Origin of the sequence: Kluyvera sichuanensis, assembly GCF_040930405.1 — a bacterium.
Taxonomy (GTDB): domain Bacteria; phylum Pseudomonadota; class Gammaproteobacteria; order Enterobacterales; family Enterobacteriaceae; genus Kluyvera; species Kluyvera sichuanensis.
Window position 1 is genome coordinate 484019 of the sequence record NZ_CP162271.1, and the last position, 12985, is coordinate 497003.

A 12985-nucleotide genomic window follows, 5' to 3' on the forward strand; every position below is an offset into this window, starting at 1 on the left:
TTAAATGCAGTTGTGAATATAAATTCATTTTGTTGCATCAAAATGCGATTTTGATGACACGACTCTTGCTGCAGTATTGGGGCTATCACGCCGCAAGGTGTGCTGGAAAAACATATTTGTATGACAAATGAGCCTGATTCTAAAGGCCTGCCGCCGGGTAGGCGGTAAAGGCGTACGCGGATATGTACGAATATGACAATCTATGTCCGCGCGCAAAATAGATTTTTCATTCAGTTTTTATTTTCCGGAAAAAAGGGTTACGGGTGTGGCCTGTTACTTTAGTTGATTAAAATCAAGAAACGTCTCATACGATTTAATCAGAATAAGCGCAAATTCCAATGAGTAGACGAACATGGAAAACAATAGCCATTCCTGGCCGCATATCAGACGTATTACCCATATTATGATGGTAAGCCAACGTAGCTGCTTCGACTTTCATATCTTCAACTCTAAATAACCTCCCTTCAATGGTGTGGGTCGGAACGCTATTCCGCCACGTCATGTCTGTTTTATCACTATTACGCCCTTAAGCACCGGAATCTATCGTGTATTGCGCATCAGCATAACGCCGCGCTGTGCCTGTTATTTATTTCTGGTTTGTGGCTTTCTCTTTTTCACCGCAAGGTGAGGAATCGTCACGCGTAATTAAATAAAACAAACAACCCATTAAAACCTATTTCTGATTATCCGACATATAAATGATGTCGGAGGGTCTCCCCTTATTTATTGTTATGTACCGAGAAAATGATGAACCAATTTAATAACAAGATTGCGGTTAGCTCGACCATTACTTCCTGCTTCTCCAGTCGCCGTGAAAACTGCGATGTGCGCGGCACCGACTTCACCGACGTTTCCGCCGTGGTGCTGTCGGTGGCGGACGCCACTAACGGCATTCTGAAAACCATCGAAGCGACCGGTTTTGGCCTGCCGGTGTTTGTCGCCGTCTGCTGTGAAGACACGCTGCCGGCTGACGTGCTGCCGCGCGTGACCGGGGTCTTTGAACTGTGTGACGATAACGCCGACTACTATGGCAAACAGCTCGACGCCGCCGCCGATCGCTACGAAAGCGAAATGCTGCCGCCGTTCTTCAGCCGCATGGTGGATTACGTGGGCAAAGGCTACGCGGCCTTCGACTGCCCTGGGCACCAGGGCGGCCAGTTCTACCGCCGTCACCCGGCAGGCCGCCAGTTCTTCGACTGGTTCGGCGAAACCCTGTTCCGCTCTGACCTGTGCAACGCCGACGTGGCGTTAGGGGATCTGCTGATCCACGAAGGCGCGGCCTGTGCAGCGCAGCAGCATGCAGCGAAAGTGTTCAACGCCGACAAAACCTACTTCGTGCTGAACGGGACGTCATCCTCGAACAAAGTGGTGCTGAACGCGCTGCTGGCGCAGGGCGACCTGGTGCTGTTTGACCGCAACAACCACAAATCGAACCACCACGGCGCGCTGCTGCAGGCTGGGGCGACCCCGGTGTATCTGGAAACTGCGCGTAACCCGTTTGGCTTTATCGGCGGTATTGACGCCCACTGCTTCGATGAAAAATACCTGCGTAAGCTGGTGGAAGAGGTGGCGCCGGACCGTAAAAACCAGCAGCGCCCGTTCCGCCTGGCAATTATCCAGCTCGGCACCTACGACGGCACCATCTATAACGCCCGTCAGGTGGTGGATAAGATTGGCCACCTGTGCGACTACATTCTGTTTGACTCTGCGTGGGTTGGCTACGAACAGTTTATTCCGATGATGAAAGACTGCTCGCCGCTGCTGCTGGATCTGAACGAAAACGATCCGGGCATTCTGGTGACACAGTCGGTACACAAACAGCAGGCGGGCTTCTCTCAGACCTCGCAGATCCATAAAAAAGACAGCCATATCAAGGGTCAGCAGCGCTACGTCAGCCATAAGCGTATGAACAACGCCTTTATGATGCATGCCTCTACCAGCCCGTTCTACCCGCTGTTTGCGGCGCTCGACGTGAACGCCAAAATGCACGCTGGTGAAAGCGGCAAGCGCCTGTGGCTGGACTGCGTGAAGTTCGGCATCGAAGCGCGCAAGCTGATTATGGAACTGTGCCAGCATATTCGTCCGTTCGTCCCGCCAATGGTAGACGGCAAGAAATGGCAGGATTACGACACCGAAGAGATGGCGGGCGATCTGCGCTTCTTCAACTTTATTCCGGGCCAGAGCTGGCACGCCTTTGAGGGCTACGCGCAGGATCAGTACTTTGTTGACCCGTGCAAACTGATGCTCACCACGCCGGGTATTAACGCGGAGACCGGCGAGTATGAAGCGTTTGGCGTCCCGGCAACCATTCTGGCGAACTTCCTGCGTGAAAACGGCATCGTCCCGGAAAAATGCGACCTCAACTCGATTCTGTTCCTGCTGACGCCGGCGGAAGACATGGCGAAGATGCGCCATCTGGTGGCGCAAATTGCGCGCTTTGAGCGTCTGCTGGAAGAGGATGCGCCGCTGTCTGAAGTCTTACCGGCGCTGTATGCCAACCATGAAGCGCGCTATCGCGGCTACACCCTGCGTCAGTTATGCCAGGAGATGCACGATCTGTACGTCAGCTACGACGTTAAACAGCTGCAAAAAGAGATGTTCCGTAAGGATTATTTCCCACGCGTCGCCATGAACCCGCAGCAGGCCAATATGGAATTTGTTCGCGGCAACGTGGAATTAGTCGCGCTGAAAGATATTGAAGGCCAGATTGCCGCCGAAGGCGCGCTTCCTTATCCACCGGGCGTGCTGTGCGTGGTCCCTGGTGAAATTTGGGGCGGCCCGGTTCAGCGTTATTTCCTGGCGCTGGAAGAGGGCATCAACCTGCTGCCAGGCTTCGCCCCTGAATTACAGGGCGTATATATCCAGGAAGATGCTGACGGCTGTAAACGCGCCTATGGGCACGTCATTAAGCGTTAAGACCAGATTATCTCGTTAATTATGTTTACCCCTGCCGCTCGGTGAATTGCCGGGCGGCCTGGGGAATCTGAGCGTTAATAAAAAAGATAACGCTGATTAAATAAGAGGACAGCTTATGAGTACGTCAAAAAATAAAATGGGGGTGGTTCAGCTCACCATTTTAACCGCCGTCAATATGATGGGGTCAGGGATTATTATGCTGCCGACGAAGCTGGCTGAAGTCGGTACCATTTCGATTGTCTCCTGGCTGGTGACCGCCGTGGGTTCAATGGCGCTGGCCTATGCCTTCGCCAAATGCGGGATGTTCAGTCGTAAAGCGGGCGGGATGGGCGGCTATGCCGAATATGCGTTCGGTAAGTCCGGCAACTTTATGGCGAACTACACCTACGGCGTATCGCTGCTGATTGCCAACGTCGCCATCGCGATTTCGGCGGTGGGCTACGGTACCGAACTGATGGGCGTGAACCTGTCGCCGTTTGCCATCTGTCTGGCCACCATTGCGGTGCTGTGGATATGTACCGTCGCTAACTTTGGCGGGGCGAAAATTACCGGCCAGATCAGCGGCGTGACCGTCTGGGGCGTGATTATTCCGGTGGTCGGTCTGTCGATTATTGGCTGGTACTGGTTCAGCCCGCATCTGTATGCCGCTTCCTGGAACCCGCACCATACGCCAACCTTCTCGGCTATCGGTTCTTCTATCGCCATGACCCTGTGGGCCTTCCTGGGGCTTGAGTCAGCGTGTGCCAATACCGACGTGGTGGAAAACCCGGAACGTAACGTGCCGATCGCCGTGCTGGGCGGGACGCTGGGGGCGGCGGTTATCTACATCATCTCAACTAACGTGATTGCCGGTATCGTGCCAAATATGGATCTGGCGAACTCTACTGCGCCGTTCGGCCTGGCGTTTGCCCAGATGTTTAACCCAACGGTGGGTAAAGTGATCATGGCGCTGATGGTGATGTCCTGCTGCGGTTCACTGCTCGGCTGGCAGTTCACCATTGCCCAGGTGTTCAAATCGTCCGCTGACACCGGCTACTTCCCGAAAGTGTTCTCCAAAGTGACCAAAGCTGACGCGCCGGTCAAAGGGATGCTGGTTATCGTGGTGATTCAGACCGTGCTGTCGCTGATGACCATTAGCCCGTCGCTGAACAAACAGTTCAACGTGCTGGTGGATCTGGCGGTTGTCACCAACATCATCCCGTACATCCTGTCGATGGCGGCGCTGGTGATTATCCAGAAAGTCGCGAAAGTGGAACCGGGCAAAGCGCGTATCGCCAACCTGATTGCTTTTGTCGGCGCGTTGTATAGCTTCTATGCGCTGTACTCTTCCGGTGACGAAGCGATGATGTACGGTGCTATCGTGACCTTTATCGGCTGGACCCTGTACGGCTTTATTTCACCAAAATTTGAACTGAGCAACGCGGCATAATCGGGAGAAGAGCATGTCTCTGTGGCAAGCGACCTTTATTTTTGCGAAGAAAGAGTATGACGCTGAGTTCCACGCGCTGAACGACATCATCGAACAGGCGACGCTGGCCTCAAGCGGCTATCTGGGGATGGAAAGCTACCAGAGCGCCGATGGCCTTAGGCTTATCAACAACTATTACTGGTCAGATAAAGCGGGGATGGAGGCGAGTATTCATAACGCCCACCACGTTGAAGCCAAAGGTAAAAGCGAGCGCTGGCTGGCGGGGTATCAGGTGATTATCGCCGAGATTTCCACGGTGCATAATCATGCATTGAGCCATCCACTGCAGGCGTTTAGCCGGTAGCCTGCGTAAAAAAGCGCGCGGACGATCCCCTCGCCCCTCTGGGGAGAGGGTTAGGGTGAGGGGGAAATTAGCGGATTGATTCATGCGTTATGACCCTCACCCCGGCCCTCTCCCTGAAAGGGAGAGGGAGAAAACCAAGGTCAGCAGTTCAGCGCCTTCCCTAATGGAAGGCGTTTTTACGTTTACATCTGAGAGAAGACGTTCATGATCACGCCGCCGGAGATGATCAGCACCATCGCCAGAATAGCGGGCAGATCCGGCTTTTGCTTATAGAGGATCATCGAGAAGATGGTCACGCCGACGATGCCAAAGCCGCACCACAGCGAATAGGCGACGCCAACCGGGATAGTGCTCATCGCGCGGGTCAGCGCGAAGTAGCACAGGCTGTAGGCGCAAACGACCAGCACCGATGGCCCCAGCTTGCTGAAGCCGTTGGTCTTTTTGATCATGGAGGTGCCGGTGATTTCGGAGCCGATAGACAGCGCCAGCCATAAAAATCCGAGATTAAACATAGTGAATTCCTTTTGCGTTAGTTGGCGACGTTTTTGTCCAGGGTAGAAGCGGCAGGCTTGGCGGGCGTCTCTTCGCTCTCCTCACTGCCCATTTTGGAAAACAGGTTCATGATGACGATGCCGCTGGCGATGATCACCATACCGATAATAGCGGCGGTGTCCGGGTGCTGGCCGTAGAAGGCCATGCCCAGCGTGGATACCACCAGGATGCCGGTGCCAGACCAGGTCGCATAGGCCAGGCCCACGGGGATATCTTTCACCGCGCGGGAGAGCGAGTAGTAGCAGGTGCAATAGAGCACCACCAGCAGGGCGAGCAGCAGCATTTTGGTGGTGCCTTCGCTGCTACCGAACATTTTCAGGGTTGAGGTGGCCGAGGTTTCTGACACGATAACCAGCAGCATCCATAGCCAGCATTTTGTTTTTGAAGACATCTTCTACACTCCAGGTTTTATTATCGAGGTAAGGTTATTTTTTCTTCGTTTTGACATAGTCGACGGCGGCATCGGTCAGCACGACGTCAGGTCTTGCGGCCAGCGACGGATTATTGACGATATCTGTGACAGTCAGATAACGACGGGTTGCCGCTAACGGTGCGGGCGCAGGTGCGGTGACGCCCGTTGTCAGTTTCTCCAGCAGTTCGTTCATGGTGCATAGCGTCACGCCGCACGCCGCCAGGCGGGCAAGAGTTGCGTCGATATGCGCAGTATAGGCGCTGTCGATGACCGCGCCGCGCAACTGGTTTAGCTCACTGTGTGGGCAGCAGTGGTAGCGCAGCGCCAGCACCGGAATGCCCGCCAGCAGCGCCTCGTGCAGCCGACGCGCCACCGGGCTTTGCAGCGTGCCGTTGACCAGATCTGCCGCCTGGGGATAGTCGAGAAATGGCAGCAGCAGCGCCTTATAGCCCATCGGCGGCTCACCTGACAGCGGCAGAACCTCCCCAAGCTGATGCCACGCTGCGGCATCCTCAAGGGTTTCGTCCATCGCCAGCACCAGCCGCTGCCCGCAGCCTGCCAACCGTTGGCGAATAGCCTGACGGTAGCCGTCGGCGGCGGTGACCATCACCAGCACCGGCGACTGTAAACGCTGGAGGATCTGCGCCACCAGACGGTCGATCTGTTGCTCGCTCATCAGTCGCTCCTTTAGCCTATCAGCGTGACCGGCGCGCCGTTCTTCAGCCCGGCAGCGTTGGCCTCTTCGGTGTCGATATGGAACTCAAGGGCGAAATCGTCACGCACGCGCACCACCACTTCATCGAAGGTAAGCTGTCGTTCGCCATGGCTGCGAACGCTGACCTTCTGGCCGTTGCGAACGTTAAGCGCACGGGCATCCAGCGGCGACATATGAATATGCCGCCAGGCGCAGATCACCTGCGAGTGCAGCTCGACGTGGCCTTTTGGCCCCACCAGCAGCGCATCACCCGCGTTCTCCAGCTGGCCGGATTCCCGCACCGGTGCTTTGATTCCCAGCGCGAAGCAGTCGGCGCGGGAGACTTCCAACTGCGTGATCGGCCGGGTAGGGCCGAGCACGCGAACCTGAGTCAGCGAGCCTTTCGGCCCGACCACGGTGACGCACTCCTCGGCGGCAAACTGCCCCGGCTGGCGCAGCGGCTTAAACGGCGTTAGCGCATAGCCTTTGCCGAACAGCGCTTCGACGTCCTGCTGCGACAGATGAACGTGGCGGTTAGAGACGCCCACCGGGATGGCGGGCGTAGCCTCGTGCAGTCGGGCGCTGATTTTTTCCTGTAGCAGGGTGTCAATCATGCCTTTTTCCCTTTCTTATGCGCGGCGTTTTTCTCTTCCACAACCGGGGCCGGTGCGGCGGGCGCTTCCGGTTCAGCGACGTCCACCGGCGGTTCGATAACCGGTTTAACGGGCTCGACCGGTTTCATCGGCGCAGCGGGCTTGGTCTGCACCCTCGGTGGATGCCCTTTGAGGGTGCTCAGCGCTTCCACAATGCAGCGTTCCGGACGAGCGATGACCAGTGAATTAACCGGCAGATTCGTCGCCTTAACCACCGCCACGCCGCGTTCGATAGCGGCGTGGATGGCGCTGATCTCCCCTTCAAAGCAGACGCTCACCAGCCCCGAACCCACCTTGCGATAGCCGATACAGGTGACGCCTGCGGCTTTACAGGCGGCGTCGACGGCCTGGATAGCGGCGACCCATCCTCGTGTTTCTATGACGCCTAAACTTTTCATTCTCGGCTCCTTTAGTGACGTACTAAGCGAATATCAAAATCAAATCCGGCGAAAAAGGCCTCCAGCTGGTTCAGCTCTTCCACGCTGTACGACGGGTCCTGAAGAATCGGGTAGGGCATCTCCAGACGTTCGTATTTTTTGCGTCCCAACTGGTGGTACGGCAGCATGTCGATGCGGCGGATGTTGCCGCGCTTCGCCAGTTTCTGTACGTAATCGATAGCCCCGGTAATCGCTTCCCACGAGTCGTTGTAGCCGCGCACCAGTGGCATGCGGATAATCACGTTCGCGCCGGAATCGACCAGCCATTCGAGGTTGCGGCGCACCCCTTCGTTACCGATACCGAACAGCGTTTTGTGGTGATCGCTGTCGATCTGCTTGATATCGAATAAGAAGGTGTCGGTGACCGGCGCCAGCTTCTGGTAGTTCGCCAGCGGGGTGGTGCCCTGGGTTTCGACGGCGGTGTTGAGCATCATTTTTTTGCATTCGCTAAACAGGGCGACGGCAAAATCGGTCTGCAGGCTCATCTCGCCGCCGCCGATGGTCACGCCGCCGCCGGAGGAGATATAGAAGTCGTAGTCCTGCATGATGACCTCCATCAGCTCACTGACGGTGACATCTTTGCCCATGATATCCAGCGCGTTCTGGGTGCAAATCTCTTCACATTTGCGGCAGCCGATACAGTCTTTATTGCGGTTGACGAAGTGCTTCATTTCGCCGTTTTCTTCCGCGCGGTAGTGAATGCCCGCCGGGCAGACGTTCACGCAGTCGCCGCAGTTAATGCACTTGTCCTGAGAGAACATCACCTGAAACTGGCTGCTTAGCCCTTCCGGGTTGGCGCACCACGGGCAGCGAATGTTGCAGCCCTTAAAAAACACCAGCGTGCGAATGCCGTCTCCGTCATAGATCGAATACTTCTGAATATTAAAAATTCGACCCGTTAATTCCTGCGTATTGCCCATCACGCTTGCCTCCTGAAAATTCTGGACGTCCTTGTCCTCATGCGTTCCGTTAGATCAGAACTTCTCAATCACCGTACGGCTGATGATCTCGTCCTGTACCTCTTTGCACAGCTCAACGAAGTAGGCGCTGTAGCCCGCCACGCGCACGATCAGGTCGCGGTATTTTTCCGGCTCCAGCTGGGCTTTCTTCAGCACTTCGTTATCGACGTAGCTGAACTGCATCTGGCCGTTGCCGAGAATCGACGCGGTACGCAGCAGGGTGATAAGCCCGTGGCGGCCTTCCGGGGTATCGAGCAGCCCTTTGAGGAACTTGAAGTTGTGCACCATGCCGATGTTCATGGTTTCCACGTTCATCTTGCTGACCGACTTGATGATGGCGGTTGGGCCATGTTTGTCCGCGCCCTGGGTTGGGCTGATGCCGTCGGAGAGCGGCATCCAAGCCAGACGCCCGTTCGGCGTGGCGTTGGTCAGCTCGCCGATTGGCGTGTTGTTGGAGATAGAGAGCGTGCCGTGGCTCAGGGTGGAGTAGAGCATTTTGTACTTGCGGCACTCGCGCTCGGTCCACTCGGTAATGTCCAGCGCGTACTGGTCAACGTAGTTATCGTCATTGCCGTACTTCGGTGCGTTCAGACAATCGCGGCGCAGCCCTTCAAAGCCTTCAAAGTTCGCCAGCATCGCATCGCGCATCTGCTCGAGGGTGTATTTCTTATCTTCGAACACCAGCTTGCGAATAGCGGCCATCGAGTCGACGTAGGTCGCCAGACCGGAGAAAATCAGCCCCGGCCCGTGGTTGACCATCGCGCCACCGGCGGCCACGTCTTTGCCTTTTTCCATGCAGCCTTCGACCAACAACGACATCAGCGGTTTCGGCGCTACGTCGCGGTGCACGCGTTGGCTAATCACCGTACCAATCGCCGACAGGCGCACGATGTGGGCAATCTGCTGTTTCACCGCCGCGTCAAACTCCTCGAAGGTGTGCAGGTCGCGCAGGTCGCCGGTATCCAGCCCCTGATAGCTATCGAACAGCACCATGCGACCACGGTTCAACACGAACTCGATGGCGATTGGCCATTGGGTGTAGCCGGTGGAGGTCCACTGGTAGATGCGGCCGGATTTCTGCGGTTCCACGCAGCCCATCAGGCAGTAGTCACGCGCATCTTCAAAGTCGAAGCCTTTGCGCAGCATCATCTTGATGTGGGAGTCATCAAAGTGACAGGCCGGGAAGCCCATGCCCGCTTTCACCACGTCGACGATTTTTTCCATGTACTTCTGCGGTGACTGGTTATGAATACGGCAGGCCAGTGACGGCTGGTAAACCTTCACAAAGCGCACGGCGTCCATGATCAGATAGGTCAGGTCGTTACAGGCATCGCCGCCGGAACGTTTCTGGCCGCCAACGGTCAGGTTGATAAACGGCTGGTAGCCAGCGAAGTACTTCGCCCCCAGTTCGCTGGACATCCACATCAGTTCGGCGCATTTGATGATAAATGCCTGCAACAATTCCAGCGCGGCATCGTGGGTCAGGCGGCCTTCGCGGATATCGGCTTCGAACATCGGGTAGCAGTATTGGTCAACGCGGCCCAGCGACAGCCCGGTCTGGTTCTCTTCGATTTCAAACAGCGATTCGACGGTCCAGATACTTTGCAGCGCTTCCTGCAGGGTTTTCGGCGGGTTTGCCGGCACGTTCTGGTTGACTTCGGCGATGGTCAGCAGTTCAGCGCGACGCTGGGCATTCTGCTCAACGGCGGCCAGTTCGCGGGCGCGGGCAGCGATACGGTGGGCGTAGCTCACCACCCCTTCGCAGGTTTCAATCGCCGCTTTGTAGTAGTAAATACGGTCGATGTCTTCCGGGTTTTCCATGCTCAGCGTTGCCAGGTGCGCTTCGGCATCGGCTTTGATGCCGTTCATCCCTTTGGTGAACAGCAGCACGTCGTAGCCCGGACAGGTATCGCCGCCGCCGTTGATCTGGTGGTAGGAGAGGTCGCTGACGAAGGTTTCGCCGCTGAAGGACCAGACGCCCGCCTCGCGGTACTGCGCTTCGCAGATCTCATCAAGTGAACGGCCTTCCCAGAACGGCACGATCTCTTCGCGGATGGTCTTTTTATCTTCTTCGCTGATCTCAAACGGATCCTGCGGACGGGTGCTCATGGTGTCGAGCTCGTCGCGTACCCAGCGCCAGGCGATATCCGGCGAGAAGGCCCCGGCGCGCGGCTTGCCACACGGATGGCCGACGATCAGTTCATCGTCCTGAATCAGAATCGGCGCGGTTTCACAGGCGTGGCGGAACGCTTTGGCGCGCAGCAGAATGGTCGGCATCCCCGGGTTGGCTTTCACCACTTCGGTAAAGGCCAGCGCGCGGTAGATGGAGACGCTTGGGCGCACGGTCAGGTAGTGGTTGCGCAGGCGCTGCATGCGCGGGGTCAGCCCTTCCGCCGTGGTGGTTTCACTGCAGTTGGCGAACGGTGCAGCGGAAACGGGCTGCTTGCCGCTGAACAGACGCACCGGCAGATGCAACGCGCTGAGGTTGTGCTGGGCACTCAGGAACATCTCAGACAGGGCGTTGATGTTCGCGTTTTCAAGGCTCGCGCCGTGCAGCAGGGCATCGAACATCGGGTAGCCATCAATCGCGCTGGCGGCGCGGACTTCGCTTAATTCCGCGAGCTTAAACCACAGCGACTCAACGATTTCATACGCCTGAGCGTCGGTCAGCGCGCCGTTGGCAATATCGTGCTGGTAGTACGGCAGCAGGGCTTTGTCGGCGCCTTCCGGGTTCACCGCGTAGCTGCCGTTATCGAGCTGCAGCGCCAGCTGGAACAGATAAAACGCCTGGCAGGCCTCTTTAAAACTGCGCGCCGGATGGGCCGGAACGTGGTGCAGAATCGCGACGCTGTCTAACAGCTCGGCTTTGCGATACGCGTTGGTTTCAGCGGCGGCCAACTGCTCGGCGCTGTGGGCGAGATTTTGTGCCAGCGCCATCAGGGCGTCACAGGCGTAAATCGCGGCGCGGCAGCCGTTCACTTCGTCCATGCCGCTACGGCTGACGGCGCTGCCGAGCGTACGGGTTTTCTCTTCCAGCTGGTGTTTAATCGCCAGCACGCCTTTCTCGACCACCAGCTTGTAGTCCGGGGAGTCGAGGTCGCTGTTCAGATTGAGGAACTGGAACGCCGATGGGCGACGCGCGGCGGCTTCATCATGGAAAATCGCGCCGTGCGGCTTGCGGGTCTGGTTACCGACGATCAGCTCATCGGCGCTGATGGTGAGCGGCAACTGACGCATCAGTTCATAGAAGCGGCGCGCCGGTTTGACGGCGGCGGGAACGCCAGCGATATCGCCGTCCAGCCCGTTCAGCACGGTCGCGTGTTCGGTGCACAGGGTGCTGGCGTTGGCCAGTAAACGTTCAGCCAGCACTTTGACGCGCGGCGTTAAGCTGTAGTGTGCCATAGGTAAGATCCTCTCGTTCTTGTTATCCGTGGCGCTGAACGGCGCTGCCGCTCCATGCCTGGCGATAAAGTTCGGTTAATGCCTGCGCGTCGGGCGTGCGCGGGTTGGTGGGGGTGCAGCTGTCGCGCAGCGCCTGACCGACCATCTCCGCTAAGCGATGCTCAAACGCCTCGCCGTCCACGCCGGTGTCGTGAATGCCGGCGGGCAGGGTCATTTCATCTTTCAGTGCTTCAATGGCGACCAGCAGGCTGGTGACGCCTTCACGGGCGGTGCTCGCGGGCAGACTCAGCAGGTGGGCCAGATGCGCATATTTGTGCGCGGCCTCGGTATCGCACTGCCCCTGATAGTCAGCGTTCCACGCCACCACCTGTGCCATCAGCAGGGCGTTGGCGCGACCGTGCGGCACGCGAAAGACGCCGCCGAGCGCGTGGGCCAGACTGTGGGTGATGCCGAGCGACGCGTTGGTAAAGGCCATGCCCGCCATACAGGAGGCGTTGTGCATTTTCTCCCGCGCCTGCAAATCCTGGCCGTTGCGCCAGCAGGTTGGCAGGTAGCGGAACACCTGCTGCACCACCTTCTCGGCCAGCGCATCGGTAAAGTCGCTGGCGGCGCGGGAGACGTAAGCCTCCAGCGCGTGGCACAGCACGTCCATCCCGGTATCAGCGGTGATGGACGGCGGCACCGACGCCACCAGCGTCGGGTCGAGAATGGCGATATCCGGCAGCAGCGACGGGTCGACCAGCACCAGCTTCTCGGCGTGAGCCTTCACCACCGAAAAGCTGGTGACTTCCGAGCCGGTACCGCTGGTGGTGGGGATGGCCACGAAGCAAGGGCGCTGGCGACCGGCGTCCGGGCGGGTTTGCGCCAGGGCGAAAATAACCGCTTTGGCGGCGTCAATCACCGAACCGCCGCCCAGGGCGACCACCAGATCCGGATAGCGGCTGTCCATCAACTTCATGCCGCGTACCACGGTGGCGATGTCCGGGTCAGCCACCACGTCATCCCAAATTTGCAGCGCAATGCCGCGCTCGCCGAGGATCTCCGTCACCCTAGCGGCGAGGCCAAACTTGACCATCGCCTGGTCGGTGACCAGCAGCGCCTGGTGGGCACTGACATCACGCAGGGCTGACAGCGCGTCCTGGCCGAAGCAGATCCGGGGTTTCAGCAAAAATTCACTCATTGGGTTAT

General features: G+C 57.7%; 12 protein-coding genes. 4 read left to right on the top strand and 8 right to left on the bottom strand.

What is annotated here, in order from left to right:
- Positions 1–352: 352 nt before the first annotated feature.
- From speFL to AB2B48_RS02335, 4 genes are all read left to right on the top strand, one after another.
- Positions 353–457, top strand: a complete 105-nt coding sequence (gene speFL, locus AB2B48_RS02320) for a leader peptide SpeFL (protein WP_185666490.1) — start codon at positions 353–355, stop codon at positions 455–457.
- 290 nt (positions 458–747) lie between these two features.
- Positions 748–2916, top strand: a complete 2169-nt coding sequence (gene speF, locus AB2B48_RS02325) for an ornithine decarboxylase SpeF (RefSeq protein ID WP_368301895.1) — start codon at positions 748–750, stop codon at positions 2914–2916.
- Positions 2917–3031: 115 nt separating this feature from the next.
- Complete coding sequence (gene potE, locus AB2B48_RS02330) at positions 3032–4345, top strand: putrescine-ornithine antiporter (RefSeq protein ID WP_185666489.1); 1314 nt, start codon at positions 3032–3034, stop codon at positions 4343–4345.
- A 13-nt stretch (positions 4346–4358) separates the two neighbouring features.
- Positions 4359–4688 carry a hypothetical protein gene (locus AB2B48_RS02335; RefSeq protein ID WP_333499444.1) on the top strand — a complete coding sequence of 110 codons (330 nt, stop codon included), beginning with the start codon at positions 4359–4361 and terminating at the stop codon, positions 4686–4688.
- Between the two features lie 182 nt (positions 4689–4870).
- On the opposite strand, the gene AB2B48_RS02340 is transcribed toward AB2B48_RS02335, so the two are convergent.
- From AB2B48_RS02340 to AB2B48_RS02375, 8 genes are read right to left on the bottom strand one after another with little or no spacing between them, the layout of a single operon-like run.
- The gene (locus AB2B48_RS02340) at positions 4871–5200 is read right to left on the bottom strand and encodes a DMT family transporter (protein WP_185666487.1); all 330 of its coding nucleotides are present in this window, start codon (positions 5198–5200) and stop codon (positions 4871–4873) included.
- Between the two features lie 17 nt (positions 5201–5217).
- Entirely contained in the window at positions 5218–5631 is a 414-nt protein-coding gene (locus tag AB2B48_RS02345; RefSeq protein WP_220439849.1) for a DMT family transporter, read from the bottom strand.
- Positions 5632–5665: 34 nt separating this feature from the next.
- Positions 5666–6328, bottom strand: coding sequence for a hypothetical protein (locus AB2B48_RS02350; protein ID WP_368300694.1), 663 nt, complete (start codon positions 6326–6328; stop codon positions 5666–5668).
- An 11-nt stretch (positions 6329–6339) separates the two neighbouring features.
- Entirely contained in the window at positions 6340–6960 is a 621-nt protein-coding gene (locus AB2B48_RS02355; protein ID WP_368300695.1) for a phosphate propanoyltransferase, read from the bottom strand.
- Positions 6957–7397, bottom strand: coding sequence for a BMC domain-containing protein (locus AB2B48_RS02360; RefSeq protein ID WP_368300696.1), 441 nt, complete (start codon positions 7395–7397; stop codon positions 6957–6959). Before AB2B48_RS02360 ends, AB2B48_RS02355 begins: the two co-directional genes overlap by 4 nt.
- Before the next feature lie 11 nt (positions 7398–7408).
- Positions 7409–8356 carry a choline TMA-lyase-activating enzyme gene (gene cutD, locus AB2B48_RS02365; RefSeq protein ID WP_220439895.1) on the bottom strand — a complete coding sequence of 316 codons (948 nt, stop codon included), beginning with the start codon at positions 8354–8356 and terminating at the stop codon, positions 7409–7411.
- Between the two features lie 54 nt (positions 8357–8410).
- Entirely contained in the window at positions 8411–11797 is a 3387-nt protein-coding gene (gene cutC / locus AB2B48_RS02370) for a choline trimethylamine-lyase (RefSeq protein WP_368300697.1), read from the bottom strand.
- 22 nt (positions 11798–11819) lie between these two features.
- Positions 11820–12977, bottom strand: coding sequence for a 1-propanol dehydrogenase PduQ (locus AB2B48_RS02375; RefSeq protein WP_368300698.1), 1158 nt, complete (start codon positions 12975–12977; stop codon positions 11820–11822).
- Between the last annotated feature and the right edge of the window lie 8 nt (positions 12978–12985).

Excerpts from the sequence above, each read along its gene's own strand:
- AB2B48_RS02350 (WP_368300694.1), bottom strand. The coding sequence starts at position 6,328 with ATGAGCGAGCAACAGATCGACCGTCTGGTGGCGCAGATCCTCCAGCGT.
- AB2B48_RS02355 (WP_368300695.1), bottom strand. The coding sequence starts at position 6,960 with ATGATTGACACCCTGCTACAGGAAAAAATCAGCGCCCGACTGCACGAG.
- AB2B48_RS02340 (WP_185666487.1), bottom strand. The coding sequence starts at position 5,200 with ATGTTTAATCTCGGATTTTTATGGCTGGCGCTGTCTATCGGCTCCGAA.
- cutC (WP_368300697.1), bottom strand. The coding sequence starts at position 11,797 with ATGGCACACTACAGCTTAACGCCGCGCGTCAAAGTGCTGGCTGAACGT.
- potE (WP_185666489.1), top strand. The coding sequence starts at position 3,032 with ATGAGTACGTCAAAAAATAAAATGGGGGTGGTTCAGCTCACCATTTTA.
- speFL (WP_185666490.1), top strand. The coding sequence starts at position 353 with ATGGAAAACAATAGCCATTCCTGGCCGCATATCAGACGTATTACCCAT.
- AB2B48_RS02335 (WP_333499444.1), top strand. The coding sequence starts at position 4,359 with ATGTCTCTGTGGCAAGCGACCTTTATTTTTGCGAAGAAAGAGTATGAC.
- AB2B48_RS02375 (WP_368300698.1), bottom strand. The coding sequence starts at position 12,977 with ATGAGTGAATTTTTGCTGAAACCCCGGATCTGCTTCGGCCAGGACGCG.
- speF (WP_368301895.1), top strand. The coding sequence starts at position 748 with ATGAACCAATTTAATAACAAGATTGCGGTTAGCTCGACCATTACTTCC.
- AB2B48_RS02360 (WP_368300696.1), bottom strand. The coding sequence starts at position 7,397 with ATGAAAAGTTTAGGCGTCATAGAAACACGAGGATGGGTCGCCGCTATC.
- AB2B48_RS02345 (WP_220439849.1), bottom strand. The coding sequence starts at position 5,631 with ATGTCTTCAAAAACAAAATGCTGGCTATGGATGCTGCTGGTTATCGTG.
- cutD (WP_220439895.1), bottom strand. The coding sequence starts at position 8,356 with ATGGGCAATACGCAGGAATTAACGGGTCGAATTTTTAATATTCAGAAG.